Raw genomic sequence first — 19,682 nt, forward strand, 5'->3', positions numbered from 1 at the left:
GAAGGTCAAAACCGGCATCACTGTCCCCGAGTTCGGGGTAAGTTAATGGCATGAGCCGTATACGTGGCCCGTATGTACGGTTCTGTGAGAGGGATGAGGCGGTAACGCCTCACCCTACTCGATGTGCGCCCGGCAGCGGCATATTTCACTATTGTTACAATTGGAGCATAATTGCGAATCTTTTGTATTCAATATTGTTTTAGGGAATGGGGAGAAGGGAATGGTGGCTAGCATGAGCCTCAGGGGTGTGATCCGGGTGATCATCGGGGTGGTGCTCGGCTTTGCGCTGATCCAGGGCGGTGCTCTGTATGGGCTGCTGCAGGCCCAGCGGGGTGTGGAGCAGGCCCAACAGAAGCGCTTCGAGTACTTCAACTCCGCCAACCTGCTGCGGATGATGTCGTCGGAGCTGACAGCGCGCATCCGCAACTATGTGTCTACCGGCGCGGAGCGGGAACTGGCCGTCTACCACAATGTACTGGCGATGACCGAAGGTCAGCAGCCCAGGGTGGACGGCAAGATGCTGTCCAACGAGCGGATGCTGCAGGCCATGGCGTTGACCCGGGAAGAGCTGTCCCTGCTGGAACGCGGGCGTCAGGCCACCCTGACCATGGCCCGGCTGGAGGCGGAGGCCGTCCGGCTGATGGAAACCGGCCAGGCCGAGCAGGCGCGGCAGAAGGTGTTCCATCCATCCTACGACGAATACCGCGACATCATGCTGGCCTCGGTCAACCAGTTCATTACCATGCTGCTGGCGCGGCTGGACGGGGAAATCCTCGAACGGGAGCGGCAAAACCGCAACATGGTTGTGGTCATGGTGCTGATGTCGGCGCTGTTGCTCGGCCTGGCGCTACTGCTGGGCTGGACCCTGAGACGCACCGTATTGCAGCCCCTGGGCACCGAGCCGGGCGAAATGGCACGGGTGGCCAGCCGCATTGCCGCCGGCGATCTCAGCCTGCGCTTCGGGCCGGGCACCCGGGGCGTATACGGCCAGCTGCATCACATGACCGACCAACTGCGCGAACTGATCGGCCAGATCAACCAGTCCAGCGCCGGCCTGGCCTCGGCGGCGGAGCAAACCTCGGCGGTGTCGCGGCAGACCAGCGGCAACCTGGAGCGCCAGCAGCAGGATACCGAGCAGGTGGCTACGGCCATCAACCAGATGTCGGCCACGGTACAGGAGGTGGCCCTGCATACCGGCCAGGCGGCGGAGTCCGCCCGTACGGCGTTCGAGGCGGCGGAGCAGGGGAAAAAGGTGGTACAGCAAACGGTGCTGTCGATCCACCGGCTGGCGGAAGATGTGGCCGCCACCGGCCAGGTGGTGCAGTCCCTGTCCGACAGCAGCGGCCGTATCAGCTCTGTGGTCGAGGTGATCCAGGAAATTGCCGATCGTACCAACCTGCTGGCGCTCAATGCCGCCATCGAAGCAGCCCGGGCCGGCGAGCAGGGGCGGGGATTTGCGGTGGTCGCCGAAGAGGTACGCAACCTGGCGGCCCAGACCCAGCAGTCGTCCCTGGAGATAGTGGCCACCATAGGCCGGCTGCAGGCGGACGCGGAGCAGGCCAGGGCGGCCATTGTCAACGGCCGCGGCCAGGCGGAGCAGACGGTGGCCCGGGCGCGGGAGGCGGAGCAGGCGCTGGAGCAGATCAGCCGGGCGGTGCAGAGCATCCACGACATGAATACCCAGATCGCCAGCGCCGTGGACGAGCAGGCGGCGGTCACCGAGGATATCAGCCGCAATATCACCCATATCCACGCCATGGGCGGCGACACCGCTGCCGGCGCCGAGCAGACCGCCGGTGCCAGCCGTGAACTGGCACAGCTGGCCGAGCAATTGCAGTTGGCGGTACGCGGCTTTCGGCTGGAGGCGGAGGGCGGCCGGGGCTGACGGACCGCCGGCCTTGTCGGTGCCGGGGGCGGTCAGTATACTGCCGTCTCCCAAATTGCGAGGATCCTTCATGTTAAAGCTGTTGCGGATGCTATTGCTTGGCCTGGCCATGATAGTCGTCTTTGTACTGGGTACCCTGCTGTGCCTGCTGCGCCCCCGTCATCCCAACAACGTCTACCTGCTCGGCCGGCTGTTCCACCGGGCCTGTCCCCTGGTCGGGCTCAAGGTCCGGGTGCGGGGGTATGAGCATGTCAGGGATCTGCACTCGGCGGTGTATATTGCCAACCACCAGAGCAACTGGGACATCATCGCCCTGCCGGGGGCCGTCATGCCGCGCACCGTGGCCATCGGCAAGAACAGCCTGTTCTGGATCCCCCTCTTTGGCCAGCTGTTCTGGCTGAGCGGCAACCTGCTGATCAACCGGGAAAACAAGGCCAAGGCGGCGAGTACCATCGGCAAGGTGGTCGAAAAAATCCGCCAGCGCAGCATGTCCATCTGGATGTTTCCGGAAGGGACCCGCAGCAAGGGCCAGGGCCTGTTGCCCTTCAAGACCGGCGCCTTCCATATCGCCCTCCAGGCCAGGGTGCCGATCGTGCCTATCGCCTGCTCCAGCTATTTCGGCCAGGTGGACCTGAACCGCTGGGACAACGGCGAACTGATCGTCGAGATCATGCCGCCCATCGCCATTGACGGCTACGAACCCGGCCACCTGCGCGAGCTGCTCAGGCACAGCCGCCAGCGGATTGCCGACCGCATTGTCGAGCTGGACAGGGAAGCCCGCCGTCCTTAAGCTTTTGCCACCCTATCCGGCCCAGGAGCCCCTATGAGTGAACAGCAAGACTGGCGGGAAGAAACCCGCGAGATTATCGCCTCCCTGCTGGAGGATGGCAGCAACCCGGATGTGCAATACACCATAGAGCATCACTTTTCCGGCCAGGATTTCAACCGGCTGGAAAAGGCGGCGGTGGACTGTTTCAAGGCCGGTTTCGAGGTGACCGACGCCGAAGAGCTGACTCTGGAGCGGGGACAGCTGTTGCTGTGTTTTGATGCCATTAAGGACGGCGCCCTCACCGAGGACGCCATCATGGCCCAGATTGAGCAACTGCTGCCCATTGCCGCCAAGTACGGCATCGAGTACGACGGCTGGGGCACCTATTTCGAGGAGTGACCGGTCAGGGGGCGCATCAGGGTGATTTCACAGTCGTTGTGCCCCGTGTCCCCCAATCGTCCGCAGGGCTCGAAGCCGAGCCGGCGGTACAGGGCCAGCGCTTCACCCAGGCAGGCGGTGGTCTCCAGGTAACAGTGGCGATAGCCCAGCGCCTCGGCCTCGGCCAGCAGGTGCAGGGCCAGCCTGCGGCCCAGCCCCATGCCCCGGCCAGTCCTGGCCAGGTACATCTTCTGCAGTTCCACCGTGTCTTCCCGGCCAGCCACGGGCCCCAGCCCGGCGCCGCCGAGGAGGGCACCTTCGGCATCCTCCGCCACCCAGTAGACACCCTTGCTGGCCCGGTAATGGCCGAACAGATCGTCCAGTTGCGGGTCTGCCACGCTGAAGCCGCGATCGGCGGTAAGGCCGTATTCGGCGGAGACTTCGCGGATAATACGGGCGATGGCATCGTTGTCGGTGGCGGCCAGCGGGCGCAGTCGTACCCTCTGGCAGGTGTTCATGGTCATACTTTTTCCTTCTGGTGGTGGTCTCGCTATCTTGCCAGAGCCGGCGGCACGGCTCGACTAAAATAGGGGAGAACGGGCCCGGAGGAAAGACGATGCAAAAGGGATGGCCGCTGCTGGTGCTGCTGTTGGCGGGATGTACCCCGCTGGCCCAGTGGCTGGGTAAGGAGTTGCTGCCGGTGCCGCCGGATGCCCTGGTCGAGCGGCTGCCGCCCGGTTACCATCCCTCGGCCCCCCAGCCGCCCTATGGTGGACCCCATCCTTCCCGGGTGCCGCTGGACCTGTCTTCTTTCCCCCTGCCGGTGCTGCCCGGCGAAACCGGGCCCATCGATACCAGCCTGGGCCCCCTGCAATACCCCTTTGCCTGCGGCACCGAGGAGTCCGGCCTGGGCCAGCCACTGGTGGATAACCGGGACGGGGGCGGCACCCCGGTATACGCCGAGGCAGGGGGGAGCAAGCTGAAGGGCATCATAGCGGGCTACAGCCGGGACTGCCTGACTCCGACTCGCATGGACTATTTTTACCAGCCCGAGGGCCGCGAGGATTTCCTGCCCCTGCCCGCCGGCCCCCTGCCGGCGGACATGGCCTGGCTGAGTCGCGACGGCGGGCGCATTCCCTTCGTGCTGCGGGTGGAGCGGGGCAGCCTCAACCGTTTCCTCTACGCCATTGCCATGCTGGCGGATCCGGCCGAGCCGGTGACGGCGACCCAGAGCCCCTACTGGAACCGACGGCTGATCTTCCATTTCCGCGGTGGCGTCGGCATCGGCAAGCGCCAGGGGCACATGAAGATGAGCACCCTCACCAAACGGCTGAGCGCCCAACTGGCCGAGGGCTATGCCGTACTCGGCACCAGCGCCAATGTCACCGCCACCCAGTATAATGTCTGGCTGGCGGGCAATACGGCGCAACTGGCCAAGGCCCAGTTCGTGGCCCGCTATGGCCGGCCAGACCACACGGTGGGCCTCGGCGCCTCCGGCGGGGCGGTGCAGCAATACCTGCTGGCCGAGACCCACCCCGGCCTGCTGGACGCACTGATCCCCCAGTACAGCTACCCGGACATGATCACCCAGAGCATCTGGGCGCTGGACTGCGAGCTGCTGGAGTATTACTTCGACGTCACCGCCCGGGACAATCCCCGCTGGCGGGTGCAGGAAAACCGCAGCCTGGTGCTGGGGCTGCCGGCCAACAGCCGGGTCGAAAGCCGGGAGCGGCGTTATTACCGCTGGGCGCGCTGGGCCGGACTGGGGCTGCGCCTGCCGCCGCTGCCGCCGGGCGCCACCGAATGCAGCCACAGCTGGCGCGGCCTGGCGCCGCTGACCAACAACCCCCACTATTCCCACCACGCCCATCGCTATGTGCCCGAGGTGGCGGCCCGCGCCCGCTTCAGCCACTGGCACGACCTGGCCCATGTCTACGGGGTGGATGAGCACGGCTTCGCCCATCGCACCTACGACAACACCGGGGTGCAGTACGGCCTTGCCGCCTTGGTAGCCGGCGACCTGAGCCTGCCGGAGTTCCTGCATCTCAACGCCCATGTCGGCAGCTGGAAGGCGCCAAAGGACATGGTCCAGGAGCGTTACTGGCTGCTGTCCGGCGACACCAGCCTGGCGCGGGCTTCGATCTGGAGCCACCACAACATGCGCCAGGTCAGGCCGGTGGCCCTGCGGGCCTTCGCCGACAACCGGGTGGACGAAATCCGGGTGGCGCCGCGCGCCCGGGGACACCAGGAAGCCATGGCGGCGGCCTATCGCGCCGGTCAGGTGTTTCTCGGGCGGGTAGCGATTCCGATCATCGACATCCGTCATTACCTGGATCCCGAGCTCGACATGCACCACTCCTTCGCCAGCCTGTCGAGCCGGCTGCGCCTGCTGCGTACCCGGGGCCAGAGTGACAACATGCTGATCTGGCAAAGCCTGGAGCCCTTCGATCCTACCCCGGCGGCCTTTGTCCTGTTGGAGCGCTGGTTGGCCGCCGGGCGCCGTCCGGCGGATGCCGAGGATGCCTGCTGGGACGGGAAGGGCGGGCTGATTGCCCGGGGCCCGGATGTCTGGCGGGGGCCCTGGCTGGGGGTGTCCGAGCCCGGCCCCTGCCTGCGGGCCTACCCTCCCTACCAGAGCCCGCGCAACGTGGCCGGCAGCCCGCTGGCCGGGGATCTGTTCCGCTGCGCCCTGATGCCCGTGGCCGAGGCCATGGCGCTGGGGCTCTACGGCGACGTCGAGGTCGGTCCCTATCGGGCCATGCTGGAAAAGATCTTTCCCGACGGGGTCTGCGATTACCGCCTGGACGATCTGGCGCGCCCGTCGGACGCTGAGCTGGGGCTGGCGCCCGTGCTATAGTGGCGCCATGCAACAAGCCGGAGAGCACGCGAGTGGAGCAAAGCGAAGAGGCGCACGCCCTGCTGTGGGACGAATACAAATACCGCCACGACCATATCTGGAAAAAGCTGTTCCAGATCACCGCCGCCGTGGTGCTGCTGGGCGCCGTGCCTTACCTCAAGCCCGACATTACCCGGGTGCTGCAGGGCTGGATCCTGATCGCGCCCCTGCTCGGTACCGTGCTGTCGTTGATCACCCTGTTCCTGATGCACTTCGAACTGGGCCTGTTCGCCAGGATTGCCGGCGCCCATCGTCGCATCCAGGAGGAGCAGGGCATGATCCGCCACACCCGCAGCAATTACTTCCGCCTGCTGGTGATGATCTACGTGGCCTTCCTGTGCCTGGTCAGCCTGGCCAACGTGGCGGTGGTGCGGCTGCTCTGGCTGGGATTGTTGCCGGTGGCCTAAAAGCAGTGGCGGGCACGGAAGTGATGCTCTCCCGGCGCCATCTCATTGCGGATGGCGGCAAGCACGGCCGGCGAGATCTGGCCGCCGTCCGCCTCGAAGGTGCTGCACAGCCTGAGGGTGCGGCGGATGTCCACCCGGTGGCCCAGGTACTCGAACACCACCCGGGTGCAGCTGGGAATGCGCTCGCCGCTGGCCGAGGCCCCCAGGCGCAGGCCGCTGAGCCGGCCCACCCGGCTCTTGAAGGTAGGGATGAGAATGGTCTGGGTCAGCTGGTTGCAGGTCAGCGACTCGTAGTCCACCAGGAAGATGCGATCTGCCAGCAGGTGGGCCATGCCCAGATATTTGCTGTGGTAGACCCGCTCGCCGGGGCTTTGCTGCAGCCGCTCGGTGCGCTGGTAGTAGACGCGGCCGTCCCGCTTCTCCAGGCACACCAGGTTGCGCAGTATCTTGCCCGGAAAGGCCATGGAATAGTGGTATTCGAAGTAGTAGCCCAGGTACTTGTCGAGCCCCTGGGAGTTGGCCTGCAGCAGATCCAGGTGGCGGTATTCCGGATGTTCCTCCGCCTCTTCCCGCGGCCGGGGCCGCACCTGGATCAGCAGCTCGAACTGGCTGTGGGGCATCAGGATCTCGTGCTCCTCCACCCCGAAGAAGTCGCACAACCGGCGCAGGCTGTGGGCCGAGGGCTTGTAGCGCCCGCTCAGGTAGCGGTTGAACTGGGGCCGGTTGACCTTGAGCTTGCGGCACACCTCGGCCACCGACTTGTAGTAGCTGCACAGCAGGCGCAGGTTCTTGGCGAAATCGTGATGCATAGGGACTCCGGGAAAACTGCGCCCAGTGTACCCAAAGTCGGTTTCCTGCAACAGAGTGCGCCTGTATCTGATTGATGCAGCCAGTGCGCCAGACAGCGCCACTTTGCTACAGGGCGCCAACTTCCCCGCCAGTCCCCCTTGTTGCTGTAATAACGCCAACAGATGAACCTGTGCGAACGCGCTCAGGCACCGGAAGGCACAGCACGCCGACACGCTGTGGGATATGACACTCACTGTTTCAACCTGCTGCGAACATTCACCGGATGTTCGGTCAGGCTGAAACAGTTCGTCACGGCGAGCAAGCACGCCCCATGTACGCTCGCACATGCCATCCATGGCATGTGACGGTCGGCTTAGCTGTATCCTTCCGTTGCCTGTTCGGGATCCCGGTCGTCTGACTCGTCAAATAACAGTGCAAGCCGGTGGGAGAAGCCAAATGCAAACACGTACCGAATACGATCTTCTGGGCGAACAACAGGTGCCGGCTGAGGCCTGGTACGGTATCCAGACTCAGCGCGCCAAGCAGAACTTCAACATTACCGGTGTGCCCATCAGCCACTTCCCCGAACTGATCCGCGCCCTGGCCATGGTCAAGGCCGCTGCCGCCCGTGCCAACCACCAGCTCGGCCTGCTGCCCGGCCACAAGGCCGAGGCCATCGAGGCCGCCTGCGCCGACATCATCCGTGGCGAGCTGCACGACCAGTTTATCGTGGATCTGATCCAGGGCGGGGCCGGCACCTCCACCAACATGAACGCCAACGAGGTGATCGCCAACCTGGCCCTGAGCAAGCTGGGGCACGAGCGCGGCCGGTACAAGGAGCTGCACCCCAACAACGACGTCAACCGCTCCCAGTCCACCAACGACGCCTATCCCACCGCCGCCCGCCTGGCCATCGTGTTCGCCGCCCGGCCGCTGAAGGAAGCCATTGCCGGCCTGCAGCACAGCCTGGCCGACAAGGGCCGGGAGTTCGCCCATATCCTCAAGATGGGCCGCACCCAGCTGCAGGACGCCGTGCCCATGACCCTGGGGCAGGAGTTCGAGGCCTTCGCCGTCAACCTGGGCGAGGAAGAGGCGCGCATCGACGACGCCTGCCGCCTGCTGTGCGAGGTCAACCTGGGCGGCACCGCCATCGGCACCGGCATCAACGCCCACCCGCGTTACGCCCGGCTGGCGGTGAACGAGCTGGCCGACATCGCCGAGCTGCCGGTGAGCCTGGCCGGCAACCTGGTGGAAGCGACCTCCGACATGGGCGCCTTTGTTACCTTCTCCAGCGTGCTCAAGCGGCTGGCGGTGAAGCTGTCCAAGCTCAGCAACGACCTGCGCCTGCTGTCCAGCGGCCCCCGCACCGGCCTGGGCGAGATCAACCTGCCGGCCATGCAGCCCGGCTCCTCCATCATGCCCGGCAAGGTCAACCCGGTGATCCCCGAGGCCATGAACCAGACTGCCTTCCAGGTCATCGGCGCCGACCTGGCGGTGACCCTGGCGGCCGAGGCCGGCCAACTGCAGCTCAACGCCATGGAGCCGCTGATCATCTACAACCTGCTCAACAGCTGCCGTATGCTGGGCGAGGCCATCCGCATGCTGGACGAGCGCTGCGTGCGCGGCATCGAGGCCAACGAAGCCCAGTGCGCCAGCCATGTGGCGAACAGCATCGGCATCGTCACCGCCCTGGTACCCCATATCGGCTACGACAATGCCAGCCGCATCGCCGGCCAGGCGCTGCTGAGCGGCGCCGGGGTGGCCGAGCTGGTGCGGCAGGAAGGACTGCTGAGCGAGGCGCAACTGGCCGCCATCCTGAGCCCGGCGGCGATGGTGGCGCCGGTGGAGGCCTGAAATGGGACGGGTACTGATACTGCATACCGGCGGCACCATCGGCTGCCGGGCCTCCAGCGAGGGACACAAGCCGGATCCGGAGTTCGCCCGGCTGCTGCGCCGGCGGCTGGCGGACAGCGGCGAGCCGGAACTGCCCGAGTTCGATGTGATCGAGCTGCATACGCTTATCGACAGCGCCAACCTGACCCCGGCCCACTGGGCCCAGATCGCCGGCCTGCTGGTGATCCACTGGCAGGACTACGACGGCTTCCTGGTGCTGCACGGCACCGACACCATGGCCTACAGCGCGGCGGCGCTGTCCTTTATGCTGCCGGGGCAGGACAAGCCGGTGATCTTCACCGGCTCCCAGATCCCCCTGTCGGAGCGACGCAGCGACGGCCTGGACAACGTCATCAACGGTTTGCACCTGTGCCAGCGGCCGGGGCTGGCCGAGGTGTGCATCTATTTCAACGGCCGGCTGCTGCGGGGCAACCGCACCACCAAGCTCAAGGCCACCGAGCTGGACGCCTTCGCCTCGCCCAACCATCCCCCCCTGGGGGTGGCCGGCATCCGCCTGGAGCCGGAGCCGGACCTGCTGCTGCCGCCGACGCCGCTGTGCTTCCGCATTCCCGAGTTCGACCCCGAGGCGGTGACGGTGCTCAGCCTCTACCCGGGCATCAGCGCCCGTGCCGCCCGTGCCCTGCTCGACGACGAGGGGGTGCGTGGTGCCGTCATGCTGAGCTTCGGGGTGGGCAATCCGCCCGACGCCAATACCGAACTGATGCAGGTGCTGGCGGCGGCGGTGGAACGGGGCCAGGTCATCGTCAACCGCACCCATTGCCTCTACGGCAAGGTGGATCAGGGCACCTATGCCACCGGCAACAGTCTAAACCGTATCGGCGTGACCCCGGGCGGCGACCTGACCCTGGAGGCGGCCTTCGCCAAGCTGCACTACCTGCTGGCGATGGAAACCGATCCCGGGCGGGTGCGCGAGCTGATGCGCCGGCCCCTGCGCGGCGAGATGAGCGCCTGAGCGACAGCAGCCTGCGCAGGACCTTTCCTCCCGGCTGGGCAGCTTTGCCTGCCGGGCATAGACTGAGGAAGTCATGGTCGGCATGGCGTTGCCGGCGTCATCGAGGAGGAATACAACATGTGCAAGGGCAAATTGACCACGGCCGCATTGGCCGCGACCCTGCTGCTGGGCCTGTCTGCCTGCAGCAATATGTCTGAACGGGACCGCAATACCGCGATCGGCGCTGGTGCCGGTGCCGTAGGCGGCTCGGTACTGACCGGCGGCAGCACCCTGGGCACCCTGGGCGGTGCCGTGGTGGGCGGGGTGATCGGCAACCAGATAGAAACCAAGAAATAATCCTGTCTCAATAGGCGCTTTCCCCCAGGTAATTGCCCGGGGGAAAGTAGTTGCATACCAGAATAAGATTGCCGTCGCAGCGGGATGTGGCGCAGCCCAGCTCCCGGGTCGCAGGCCAGATCATCTGGGTGTAATGCCCCACCACCGGTGCCATCGCCCGGGTCAGCGGCTGGCCCGCATAGTGTCTCTTTTCTTCTTCCCAGGCGCGGACCCCGTCCAGTTCGTCGTAAAAGCCCAGCGTGCCCATAAAGAGGTTTTCGCCAAAGCCACTGCCCTGGCTGTGCTCCAGCAGGCAGCGTCCGGCCAGGATGGCGGCCCAGCGGCGCGCCTGCGCGGCGGCACCTTCCGACCAGGACAGGGGCGGTGCGCCCACCTCGGCCCGGGCCCGGTTGTGGGCCTCGAGCAGGGCCGTGGCGGGCAGGGTGTCGGCCTGTGCCGGCCCACAGGCCAGCAACAGGGCGAGAAATACCAATCGGTGGCGCATTGTCTTGACCTCGAACATGACTGGCGGAGATTCGCCTTGTCCTTTCCCGAGCGGCGATGTAAAAACGCGATCCGGCTCGTCATCCTGCTACAAACTTAAGCCCTGATGAATATAAAACGCCAGCATCCGGGTCTTTAGCGGGCCATCTTTTCTTTCTTTTCTTTCGCATTCCATCCAGGAGTTCAAGCCACCATGTTCGGCAGCACAAAACGCAAGCAGCAACGGGAGCAGGAGCGGCAACGGTGTGAACAGCGCCAGGCGGAACATGAGGCGCTGCGCGCCCACCTGGCGGTGATTGAGTTCAGCCCGGAGGGAGAGATACTGGATGCCAGTCCGGCCTTCCTGGCCATGGTCGGGTTTTCGCTGGCGGAGCTGGCGGGGCAGCCTCACCGGCTGCTCTGCCTGCCCGGCCAGGCGGATTCGGCCCGGTACCGGGAGTTCTGGCAGCAACTGCGCCGGGGGCAGGGACAAAGCGGGACTTTCGGCCGTCGCCACCGCAACGGCAACCCCCTCTGGCTCGAAGCCAGCTACATGCCGGTGTTCGACACCGCAGGCCGGGTGGCCCGGGTGCTCAAGGTCGCCAGCGATGTCACCGCCCGCCAGCGGCAGCATGAAGCCCGCCAGGCGGTGCTCGACGCCCTGCACAGGTCGATGGCGGTGATTGAGTTTACGCCGGACGGTACCGTCCTCGACGCCAACGACAACTTCCTGGCCACCATGGGATATCGCCGGGAGCAGCTTCAGGGCTAGCATCACCGGATCTTCTGCGAGCCGGAGTTCTACCGCCGGCATCCGGAGTTCTGGCGGGAGCTGGCGGCGGGAGAGCATAAAACCGGACGCTTCAAGCGGTTGCACGGCAGCGGCGGGGAAATCTGGCTGGAAGCCAGCTATAACCCCATTCTCGATACCCAGGGACGCACGGTGCGGGTGGTCAAGCTCGCCAGCGACATTACCGAACGGGTACAGCAGGCGCTGCGGACCCGGGAAGCTGCGGAGCTGGCCAGTGTCACCGCCGTGCAGACCGCCCATATTGCCGAGCGCGGCAACGGCTCACTGCAGGCCTCGGTGGACTTATCTGCCCGCATCGCCCAGCAACTGGAGCAGGCGGTACAGGTCATCGGCCGGCTCAACGAACAGGCGCGCAGCATAGAGGATATTGTCGCCACCATCAGCAGCGTGGCGGATCAGACCAACCTGCTGGCGCTGAACGCGGCCATAGAGGCGGCGCGGGCCGGCGAGTTCGGACGAGGCTTTGCGGTGGTGGCCGACGAGGTGCGCCAACTGGCGGGACGCACCAGCCGGGCCACGGCGGAGATTGGCCGGGTGGTGCAGCAAAACCGGGAGCTGACCGGCGAGGTATCCTCGGCCATCAGCCAGGCCGCCGAGGTGGCAGGGCAGGGGCGCCAGCAGGTGCTGGAGGTGGAAGCGATCATGGACGAAATCTGCCAGGGCGCCCTGGCGGTGCAGCGCGCGGCGGCAGCGGTAACCTGAGCCCGGCCGCAGGCACAAAAAAGCCCCGGCGCAGGGCGCCGGGGCGATAGCAGGGGGTTGCCTCAGAGGCTTGCTATCTGCTCGCGCTGGGCCTGTAGCTTGGCCAGAGTGGCCTGGTAGTCGGCCAGCTTCTCCTGCTCCTTGGCCACCACCTCGGCGGGGGCCTTGGCGACGAAGCCCTGGTTGTTCAGCTTGCCTTCCAGCCGCTTGATCTCACCGCCAACCTTGTCCAGCTCCTTCTGCAGGCGCGACAGCTCCGCGTCCTTGTCGATAAGTCCCGCCATCGGCAGCAGCAGCTCGGTATCGCCGATCAACTGCTTGGTGGACACCGGTGCCTCTTCATCGGCGGCCAGCAGGGTAATGGACTCGAGCTTGGCCATGGCCTTGAGGAAGGCGTCATTGTCGGTGGCGCGGCGGGCGTCGTCCCCGGCCGGGCGCAGCAGCACGTTCAGGGCCTGACCGGGGGGGATGTTCATCTCGGCGCGCAGGTTGCGGATGGACACGATAAAGCGCTTCACCCATTCCAGATCCGCCATTGCCTGCTCATCTTCCAGCGCCTTATCCAGTTCGGGATAGGCGGCCAGCATGATGGTCTCGCCGCCACGGCCGGCCAGCGGGGCCACCCGCTGCCAGATCTCCTCGGTGATGTAGGGCATCATGGGGTGGGCCAGGCGCAGCAGGGTTTCCAGCACCTCGATCAGGGTCTTGCGGGTGGCGCGCTGCTCGGCCTCGGCACCGTGCCACAGCACCGGCTTGGTGAGCTCCAGATACCAGTCGCAGAACTGGTTCCAGATAAACTCGTAGAGCGCGTTGGCGGCGCGGTCGAAGCGGTAGCCGTCCAGCGCCTGACGCACGTCGGCGATGGTGGCCTGCAGCTGGGCGCGGATCCAGCGATCCGCCAGCGAGTACTGCAGTTCGCCACCGCTCTGGCCGCAGTCCTGCTCCTCGGTGTTCATCAGCACGTAGCGGGAGGCGTTCCACAGCTTGTTGCAGAAGTTGCGGTAGCCGTCCAGGCGCTTCATGTCCCAGTTGATGTCACGGCCGGTGGACGCCATGGCACACAGGGTGAAACGCAGGGCGTCAGTGCCGTGGGGCTCGATGCCCTCGGGGAATTCCCGGCGGGTGTTCTTCTCGATCTTGGCGGCCAGCTGGGGCTGCATCATGTTGCCGGTGCGCTTGGTGACAAGCGACTCCAGATCGATGCCGTCGATCATATCGAGGGGGTCGAGCACGTTGCCCTTGGACTTGGACATCTTGTCGCCGTTCTCGTCGCGAATAAGGCCGGTGACGTAAACGGTCTTGAAGGGCACCTGGGGCTTGCCGTTTTCGTCCTTGATGAAGTGCATGGTCATCATGATCATGCGCGCCACCCAGAAGAAAATGATGTCAAAGCCGGTGACCAGCACGCTGGACGGGTGGAAAGTGGCCAGTTCCGGGGTTTTTTCCGGCCAGCCCAGGGTGGAGAAGGTCCACAGGGCCGAGCTGAACCAGGTGTCGAGCACGTCTTCGTCCTGGCTGAGTTTCACCTCGTCGCCCAGGTTGTGGGTGGCGCGCACTTCGGCCTCGTCCCGGCCCACGTAGACCTTGCCGGACTCGTCGTACCAGGCGGGGATGCGGTGGCCCCACCACAGCTGGCGGGAGATGCACCAGTCCTGAATGTCGCGCATCCAGGAGAAATACATGTTTTCGTACTGTTTAGGCACGAACTGGATGTCGCCATTCTCCACCGCCTCGGTGGCCACCTTGGCCAGGGGGGCGGCGCGTACGTACCACTGGTCGGTCAGCATGGGCTCGATTACCACGCCGCCCCGGTCGCCGTAGGGCACGGTCAGCTCGTGATCCTTGACCCCGTCGAGCAGGCCCAGTTGTTCCAGCTCGGTCACCAGGGCGGTGCGGGCCTCAAAGCGGTCCAGGCCGCGGAAGGCGGCGGGCAGCTCGGCGCCGTAGGCGTCGGACGGCTCGCCCTTGGTGGTGAACACCTCGGCCTCATCGCGGATCTCGGCGTTCAGGGTGAGCACGTTGATCATCGGCAGACCGTGGCGCTTGCCCACCTCGTAGTCGTTGAAGTCGTGGGCCGGGGTGATCTTCACGCAGCCGGTGCCCTTTTCCATGTCGGCGTGGTCGTCGCCCACGATGGGAATACGGCGGTTGACGATGGGCAGAATGATGTCCTTGCCGATTAGATCCTTATAGCGCGGATCTTCCGGGTTTACCGCCACCGCGGTGTCACCCAGCATGGTCTCGGGCCGGGTGGTGGCCACCACCAGGTAGTCCTTGCCGTCGGCGGTCTTGACGCCGTCGGCCAGGGGATAGCGGAAGTGCCACATGTGGCCCTTCATCTCGCGGTTTTCCACCTCCAGATCGGAGATGGCGGTGTGCAGCTTGGGATCCCAGTTCACCAGCCGCTTGCCGCGGTAGATAAGGTCATCCTCATACAGGCGGACGAACACTTCCTTCACCGCGTTGGACAGGCCCTCGTCCATGGTGAAGCGCTCGCGATCCCAGTCCACCGAAGCGCCCAGGCGGCGCAACTGGCGGGTGATGGTGCCGCCGGATTCCTTCTTCCACTCCCAGATCTTGTCGATAAAGGCCTCGCGGCCGTAGTCGTGGCGGCTCTTACCCTCTTCGGCGGCGATCTTGCGCTCCACCACCATCTGGGTGGCAATGCCGGCGTGGTCGGTGCCCACCTGCCACAGGGTATTCTTGCCCAGCATGCGCTGGTAGCGGATCAGGGTGTCCATGATGGAATCCTGGAAGGCGTGGCCCATGTGCAGGCTGCCGGTCACGTTGGGCGGGGGGATCATGATGCTGTAGGCATCTTTGCGGGTGTCGCCGTGGGGCTTGAAGTAGCCCTTGCTTTCCCACTGCTGGTACAGGGCCTGTTCGATGGCGCTGGGATTAAACGTCTTTTCCATGGTGTTATGCGTCTTGAGTGTGAGGTGGTACCGGCTCTGTGGTCAGCTCGAAGCCGGCCTGCCGATAGGCTTTGAAACGCTCCCGCGCCAGCTGTTTGCCCGCCTCGGCGGCGGGCACAAAGTCGTACAGCTGGCCGAAGCGCCGGGCAAAGGCGGGGGCCTGGGGCGCCAGGTTGATCAGCACCGGGCGTCCGCTGTGGGGAGCCTGTGGGCTGATCACCACCGGCGCGCCCTGGCGCGGGCCTTCGCCTTGCAGGTTATGGGCCACGAAGCTGTCGGGCTCCTGTTGCCACAGTCGTTCGTCGATGGCTTCGGCCTGGGCCTGGTCGACGGTGTGGATAAACACGCCCAGGCCCTGGCGGTAGCAGTCGGTGGCCAGCCGGCACACCCACTGCTCCAGCAGGTGGCCGTCGTCCTCCGGCAACAGGTAGAAGCAGCCCCGGCTCATGCTCATTCTTCGGCGTTGTTGACGCCGGAGCGGTTCAGCAGGAACTGGGTCAGCAGCGGCACCGGGCGGCCGGTGGCGCCCTTGTCCTTGCCGCTCTTCCAGGCGGTGCCCGCCACGTCCAGGTGCGCCCAGTTGTACTTTTTGGTGAAGCGGCTGAGGAAGCAGGCGGCGGTAATGGCGCCCGCCGGCCGGCCGCCGATGTTGGCCATGTCGGCGAAGGGGCTTTCCAGCTGCTCCTGATACTCGTCGTTCATGGGCAGTCGCCAGGCCCGGTCGCCGGCCTGCTCGGAGGCATTGAGCAACTCATGGGCCAGGGGGTTGTGGTTGGCCAGCAGCCCCGAGGTATGGTGGCCCAGGGCGATGATGCAGGCCCCGGTGAGGGTGGCCACGTCGACCACGGTTTCCGGCTCGTAGCGCTCCACGAAGGTGAGGGCGTCGCACAGCACCAGACGGCCTTCGGCATCGGTGTTGAGCACTTCCACGGTCTGGCCGGACATGGTGGTGAGGATGTCGCCGGGACGGTAGGCGTTGCCGTCGGGCATGTTCTCGCAGCCGGCCAGCACCGCCACCACGTTGATGGGCAGCTGCAACTGGGCCAGGGCGTGCATGGTGCCCAGTACGGAGGCGGCGCCGCCCATGTCGTACTTCATTTCATCCATGCCGTCGGCGGGCTTGAGGGAAATACCGCCGGCGTCGAAGGTGAGGCCCTTGCCCACCAGCACGATGGGGCGGGCGGCCGGATCCGGGTGGCCCTTGTATTCGATCACCGACATCATGGCTTCGTTGTGGGAGCCGCGGGCCACCGCCAGGTAGGCGTTCATGCCAAGCTCCGCCATTTCTTCCTCGCCGATCACCCGGGTGCTGATGTTGTCGTGGGCGTCCGCCAGCTGGCGCGCCTGGGAGGCCAGGTAGGCCGGGTTGCACACATTGGGCGGCATGTTGGCCACGTCCCGGCAGATACGCACGCCCTTGGCCACGGCCAGGCCGTGCTGGATGGCGCGCTCGCCTATGGTCAGTTCCCGTCGCGTCGGCACATTGAACACCATCTTACGCAGCGGGCGGCGCGGCTCGGCCTTGTTGGTCTTGAACTGGTCGAAGCTGTAGAGGCTGGCCTTGGTGGTTTCCACCGCCTGGCGCACCTTCCAGTAGGTGTCGCGGCCCTTGACGTGCAGCTCGGTGAGGAAGCACACCGCTTCCATGGAGCCGGTTTCGTTCAGGGTGCTGATGGTTTTCTGGATAATTTGCTTGTACTGGCGCTCGTCCAGCTCCCGTTCCTTGCCGCAACCGACCAGCAGCACCCGCTCGCCCAGCACGCCGGGTACCTGGTGCAGCAGCAGCATCTGGCCGGCCTTGCCTTCCAGATCGCCGCGACGCAGCAGGGAACTCAGGTAACCGTCGCTGATCCTGTCCAGCTGTTCGGCCACCGGCGACAACCGGCGCGGCTCGAAGACACCTACCACTATGCAGGCACTGCGCTGTTTTTCGGGACTACCGCTTTTTACACTGAACTCCATGGATTCTCCTGAGCCTGAAGACAATGGGCGCCAGATGAACGATAATGGCGGTTATCGCCAACGGCGCCGATCTTCGCGTACTTAATATGCGAAAATCGTGATTTTACGCTTATTCTTAAGCGTTTCCATTAAAAAAGACAAGTTTACACTGGGATTAACGGTGATTGCATTCCGCTATTTGTTTCGGGAAACCCTGAAGACCCAAGTGGCCGTATTGTTCGTCCTGCTGCTTATCTTCATCAGCCAGAACTTTATCGAGGTGCTGGGCGATGCCGCCAGCGGCGACATTCCGGGCGCCCTGGTGGGCAAGCTGCTGCTGCTCAACCTGCCGGAAATGGCGACCCTGATGCTGCCGGTCAGCCTCTTTATCGGCATTCTGTTCGCCCACGGCCGCCTCTATGCCGAAAGCGAAATGACGGTGATGAAGGCGGTGGGAATGGGACCGGCCGACATCATGCGCTCCACCCTGTTGCTGGCGTTGCTGTGGACGGGGGTGGCGCTGTTCAACTCGCTCTGGCTCAATCCCTGGTCGAAGGCACAGGTGTATCAGTTGCTGGAAGAGGTCAAGGCCGATCCCGGATTTGCCGTGTTGCGCGAGGCGCGTTTTATGAGCCTGGACGGTGGCCGGGTGGTGGCGTATGTGGAGGAGCTGGAGCAAGACGACGAGGGCAACCGCCTCAACCGGCTGTTTGTGGTGCAGCGGGCCCAGGCCCAGCGGGCGCCGGCCATCGTGGTGGCCGAGGGTGGCCGGCTCCACGAGCGTGCCGGCGGCCAGTGGCTGACCCTGGAAGAAGGCCGCCGCTACAGCGGAGTCCCGGGCGATCGCCAGTTTGACGTGGCCGAGTTCAGCGAATACAGCGCCTATATCCGGCCGTCGGAAGTGGGCGAAGCGCGCAGCCGGGACGAGGCCCTGCCCAGCCTGGCGCTGTGGCATTCGGACCAAACCGGCCACCAGGTGGAGTTGCAGTGGCGGCTGGTACTGCCGCTGTCGATGCTGGTGCTGACCCTGGCGGTGGTGCCGCTGGCGGTGGTCAACCCCCGCCAGGGCCGTTATGCCAAGCTGCTGCCGGCTATTTTACTGTACCTGGCCTATTTCCTGCTGCAAAGCGCCGCCCGCTCGGCGGTCAACGGCGGCAGCCTGCCGGTGTGGCCGGGGCTTTACCTGGTGCCGCTCGGCTTTTTGCTGCTGGTGGTGATACCGCTCAACCTGGCGGAAACCGCCTGGTGGAACCGGACCCGCGAAAAATTCCAACGGAGCAAGGCCGCCTGATGTTCAGTATTCTCGATCGTTACATCGGCCGCACTGTGCTGATGTCCATATTGCTGTGTGAATTTACCCTGGTGGGACTGTCCGCCATTATCCGCTATGTGGAGCAACTGCGCAGTGTGGGCGAGGGCAGCTATACCCTGCTGACCGCCTTCTACTATGTGCTGCTGTCCATGCCCAAGGAAATCGTGCTGTTCTTTCCCATCGCCGCCCTGCTCGGGGGCCTGATTGGCCTGGGGCAACTGGCCAGCTCCAGCGAGCTGGTGGTGATGCAGGCGTCCGGCAATTCCCGTTTCAACATCGTGGCCAGCGCCCTGAAAACGGCGGTGCCGCTGATGCTGGTGGTGATGCTGGTGGGGGAATACCTGGCGCCGGCCACCAAGCTGGCGGCCGACGACCTGCGCACCCAGTCCCGTTCCGACGGCCAGGTGGTGCTGTCGGTATACGGGGTCTGGGCCAAGGACGCCGAGGCCTATATCAATATCGGCCAGGCCCGGCGCGACGGCACCCTGAGCAATGTGCTTCTCTATTACTTTGGCGACGACATGAAGCTTGATCGTATCACCCAGGCTGCCGAGGCGGAGTACCGGGATGGGCAGTGGCAACTGCTCAACGTGACCCATACCCGCTTCAATCATGGTGTGGCCGTGACCACGGAGCAGCAGGCGGCGCTGAATTGGCAAACCAGCCTGACGCCCGACAAGCTGGGAGTGGTGGCGATCGATCCGACTGAGCTGTCGATGCGCGGCCTGTGGGAGTACCGCGGTTACCTGGAAGACAATGGCCAGGACGGCAGCCGTTATGCCCTCGAATTCTGGCGCAAGGCGCTGCAGCCGGTGATGGTGGTGGCCATGATGCTGCTGGCCTCGTCGTTTGTGTTCGGCGCCCTGCGCAGCGTCAGCATGGGCGCCCGGCTGTTGACCGGCATACTGTTTGGCTTTGGTTTTTACGTGGCCAACGAGGTGTTCGGCCCCATCAGCCTGGTGTATGAGGTGCCGCCGGTGGTCGGGGCCCTGGGGCCCAGCCTGCTGTTTATCGGAGTGGCGCTGTTCTTGCTGAATCGCCGGGCTTAAAAGCGGGGATTAGGGATTAGGGATTAGGGATTAGGGATTAGGGATTAGGGATTTTATAGGTAGGTAGTTGACTTAGAATGTTTTTATCAAATCCTGCCAGTCCCCAGTCCCCAGTCCCCAGTCCCCAGTCCCCAGTCCCCAGTCCCCAGTCCCCAGTCCCCAGT

At 65.0% G+C, this 19,682-nt stretch carries 18 protein-coding genes; 12 read left to right on the top strand and 6 right to left on the bottom strand.

The annotated features are described in order from the left end of the window. Nucleotides 1-232: 232 nt before the first annotated feature. From C7I36_RS12165 to rraB, 3 genes are all read left to right on the top strand, one after another. Nucleotides 233-1,885 (top strand): methyl-accepting chemotaxis protein, encoded by a 1,653-nt coding sequence (locus C7I36_RS12165; RefSeq protein ID WP_245880109.1) that lies wholly within the window; start codon nt 233-235, stop codon nt 1,883-1,885. 70 nt (nt 1,886-1,955) lie between these two features. After that, complete coding sequence (locus tag C7I36_RS12170) at nt 1,956-2,675, top strand: 1-acylglycerol-3-phosphate O-acyltransferase (RefSeq protein WP_106453980.1); 720 nt, start codon at nt 1,956-1,958, stop codon at nt 2,673-2,675. 33 nt (nt 2,676-2,708) lie between these two features. After that, nucleotides 2,709-3,053, top strand: coding sequence for a ribonuclease E inhibitor RraB (gene rraB, locus C7I36_RS12175; protein WP_106453981.1), 345 nt, complete (start codon nt 2,709-2,711; stop codon nt 3,051-3,053). Here the strand turns inward: rraB and C7I36_RS12180 are convergent. Then, entirely contained in the window at nt 3,038-3,556 is a 519-nt protein-coding gene (locus tag C7I36_RS12180) for a GNAT family N-acetyltransferase (protein WP_106453982.1), read from the bottom strand. The genes rraB and C7I36_RS12180 overlap by 16 nt on opposite strands. Nucleotides 3,557-3,648: 92 nt before the next feature. Here C7I36_RS12180 and C7I36_RS12185 point away from each other — a divergent pair, with 92 nt between their 5' ends. Together C7I36_RS12185 and C7I36_RS12190 are read left to right on the top strand one after the other, a co-directional pair. Beyond that, nucleotides 3,649-5,889: a DUF6351 family protein gene (locus tag C7I36_RS12185; protein WP_106453983.1), complete on the top strand. Its 2,241-nt coding sequence runs from the start codon at nt 3,649-3,651 to the stop codon at nt 5,887-5,889. A 32-nt stretch (nt 5,890-5,921) separates the two neighbouring features. After that, nucleotides 5,922-6,335, top strand: a complete 414-nt coding sequence (locus C7I36_RS12190) for a hypothetical protein (protein ID WP_106453984.1) — start codon at nt 5,922-5,924, stop codon at nt 6,333-6,335. On the opposite strand, the gene C7I36_RS12195 is transcribed toward C7I36_RS12190, so the two are convergent. Next, on the bottom strand, nt 6,332-7,144 hold the full coding sequence (locus C7I36_RS12195; RefSeq protein ID WP_094040312.1) for a helix-turn-helix domain-containing protein: 813 nt from the start codon (nt 7,142-7,144) through the stop codon (nt 6,332-6,334). The two genes, C7I36_RS12190 and C7I36_RS12195, sit on opposite strands and share 4 nt — an antisense overlap. Nucleotides 7,145-7,580: 436 nt before the next feature. On the opposite strand from C7I36_RS12195, the gene C7I36_RS12200 reads away from it, so the two are divergent. The 3 genes from C7I36_RS12200 (at nt 7,581) to osmB (ending at nt 10,326) form a co-directional block, all read left to right on the top strand. Continuing rightward, a complete protein-coding gene (locus C7I36_RS12200; protein ID WP_106453985.1) occupies nt 7,581-8,978 on the top strand; it encodes an aspartate ammonia-lyase in 1,398 nt (465 codons plus the stop codon). A 1-nt stretch (nt 8,979) separates the two neighbouring features. Beyond that, nucleotides 8,980-9,990: an asparaginase domain-containing protein gene (locus tag C7I36_RS12205; RefSeq protein ID WP_106453986.1), complete on the top strand. Its 1,011-nt coding sequence runs from the start codon at nt 8,980-8,982 to the stop codon at nt 9,988-9,990. Nucleotides 9,991-10,107: 117 nt separating this feature from the next. Next, nucleotides 10,108-10,326 carry an osmotically-inducible lipoprotein OsmB gene (gene osmB, locus C7I36_RS12210; RefSeq protein WP_106453987.1) on the top strand — a complete coding sequence of 73 codons (219 nt, stop codon included), beginning with the start codon at nt 10,108-10,110 and terminating at the stop codon, nt 10,324-10,326. Between the two features lie 7 nt (nt 10,327-10,333). Here the strand turns inward: osmB and C7I36_RS12215 are convergent, their stop codons facing one another. Next, complete coding sequence (locus C7I36_RS12215) at nt 10,334-10,810, bottom strand: CAP domain-containing protein (protein WP_106454041.1); 477 nt, start codon at nt 10,808-10,810, stop codon at nt 10,334-10,336. 192 nt (nt 10,811-11,002) lie between these two features. Here C7I36_RS12215 and C7I36_RS17290 point away from each other — a divergent pair, with 192 nt between their 5' ends. Continuing rightward, on the top strand, nt 11,003-11,560 hold the full coding sequence (locus C7I36_RS17290) for a PAS domain-containing protein (RefSeq protein WP_146137332.1): 558 nt from the start codon (nt 11,003-11,005) through the stop codon (nt 11,558-11,560). Between the two features lie 9 nt (nt 11,561-11,569). Continuing rightward, nucleotides 11,570-12,301, top strand: a complete 732-nt coding sequence (locus C7I36_RS17875; protein ID WP_146137333.1) for a methyl-accepting chemotaxis protein — start codon at nt 11,570-11,572, stop codon at nt 12,299-12,301. Between the two features lie 62 nt (nt 12,302-12,363). Here C7I36_RS17875 and C7I36_RS12225 read toward each other — a convergent pair whose 3' ends face one another. From C7I36_RS12225 to pepA, 3 genes are read right to left on the bottom strand one after another with little or no spacing between them, the layout of a single operon-like run. Beyond that, nucleotides 12,364-15,216, bottom strand: coding sequence for a valine--tRNA ligase (locus C7I36_RS12225; RefSeq protein WP_106453988.1), 2,853 nt, complete (start codon nt 15,214-15,216; stop codon nt 12,364-12,366). A gap of 4 nt (nt 15,217-15,220) precedes the next feature. Further along, nucleotides 15,221-15,664, bottom strand: coding sequence for a DNA polymerase III subunit chi (locus C7I36_RS12230; protein WP_106453989.1), 444 nt, complete (start codon nt 15,662-15,664; stop codon nt 15,221-15,223). 2 nt (nt 15,665-15,666) lie between these two features. Next, complete coding sequence (gene pepA, locus C7I36_RS12235) at nt 15,667-17,178, bottom strand: leucyl aminopeptidase (protein WP_106453990.1); 1,512 nt, start codon at nt 17,176-17,178, stop codon at nt 15,667-15,669. Nucleotides 17,179-17,338: 160 nt separating this feature from the next. Here pepA and lptF point away from each other — a divergent pair, with 160 nt between their 5' ends. Continuing rightward, entirely contained in the window at nt 17,339-18,448 is a 1,110-nt protein-coding gene (gene lptF, locus C7I36_RS12240; RefSeq protein WP_219899651.1) for an LPS export ABC transporter permease LptF, read from the top strand. Further along, entirely contained in the window at nt 18,448-19,518 is a 1,071-nt protein-coding gene (lptG, locus tag C7I36_RS12245; RefSeq protein WP_106453992.1) for an LPS export ABC transporter permease LptG, read from the top strand. The genes lptF and lptG overlap by 1 nt, the downstream gene beginning before the upstream one ends. Nucleotides 19,519-19,682 lie beyond the last annotated feature (164 nt).

Origin of the sequence: Zobellella taiwanensis (assembly GCF_003012795.1) — a bacterium.
In the GTDB taxonomy this organism is placed as follows: domain Bacteria; phylum Pseudomonadota; class Gammaproteobacteria; order Enterobacterales; family Aeromonadaceae; genus Oceanimonas; species Oceanimonas taiwanensis.

What these genes read in the sequence shown, in the direction of transcription:
- C7I36_RS12165 (WP_245880109.1), top strand. Translation starts at nt 233, where the DNA reads ATGAGCCTCAGGGGTGTGATCCGGGTGATCATCGGGGTGGTGCTCGGC.
- C7I36_RS12170 (WP_106453980.1), top strand. Translation starts at nt 1,956, where the DNA reads ATGTTAAAGCTGTTGCGGATGCTATTGCTTGGCCTGGCCATGATAGTC.
- rraB (WP_106453981.1), top strand. Translation starts at nt 2,709, where the DNA reads ATGAGTGAACAGCAAGACTGGCGGGAAGAAACCCGCGAGATTATCGCC.
- C7I36_RS12180 (WP_106453982.1), bottom strand. Translation starts at nt 3,556, where the DNA reads ATGACCATGAACACCTGCCAGAGGGTACGACTGCGCCCGCTGGCCGCC.
- C7I36_RS12185 (WP_106453983.1), top strand. Translation starts at nt 3,649, where the DNA reads ATGCAAAAGGGATGGCCGCTGCTGGTGCTGCTGTTGGCGGGATGTACC.
- C7I36_RS12195 (WP_094040312.1), bottom strand. Translation starts at nt 7,144, where the DNA reads ATGCATCACGATTTCGCCAAGAACCTGCGCCTGCTGTGCAGCTACTAC.
- C7I36_RS12200 (WP_106453985.1), top strand. Translation starts at nt 7,581, where the DNA reads ATGCAAACACGTACCGAATACGATCTTCTGGGCGAACAACAGGTGCCG.
- C7I36_RS12205 (WP_106453986.1), top strand. Translation starts at nt 8,980, where the DNA reads ATGGGACGGGTACTGATACTGCATACCGGCGGCACCATCGGCTGCCGG.
- osmB (WP_106453987.1), top strand. Translation starts at nt 10,108, where the DNA reads ATGTGCAAGGGCAAATTGACCACGGCCGCATTGGCCGCGACCCTGCTG.
- C7I36_RS12215 (WP_106454041.1), bottom strand. Translation starts at nt 10,810, where the DNA reads ATGCGCCACCGATTGGTATTTCTCGCCCTGTTGCTGGCCTGTGGGCCG.
- C7I36_RS17290 (WP_146137332.1), top strand. Translation starts at nt 11,003, where the DNA reads ATGTTCGGCAGCACAAAACGCAAGCAGCAACGGGAGCAGGAGCGGCAA.
- C7I36_RS12225 (WP_106453988.1), bottom strand. Translation starts at nt 15,216, where the DNA reads ATGGAAAAGACGTTTAATCCCAGCGCCATCGAACAGGCCCTGTACCAG.
- C7I36_RS12230 (WP_106453989.1), bottom strand. Translation starts at nt 15,664, where the DNA reads ATGAGCCGGGGCTGCTTCTACCTGTTGCCGGAGGACGACGGCCACCTG.
- pepA (WP_106453990.1), bottom strand. Translation starts at nt 17,178, where the DNA reads ATGGAGTTCAGTGTAAAAAGCGGTAGTCCCGAAAAACAGCGCAGTGCC.
- lptG (WP_106453992.1), top strand. Translation starts at nt 18,448, where the DNA reads ATGTTCAGTATTCTCGATCGTTACATCGGCCGCACTGTGCTGATGTCC.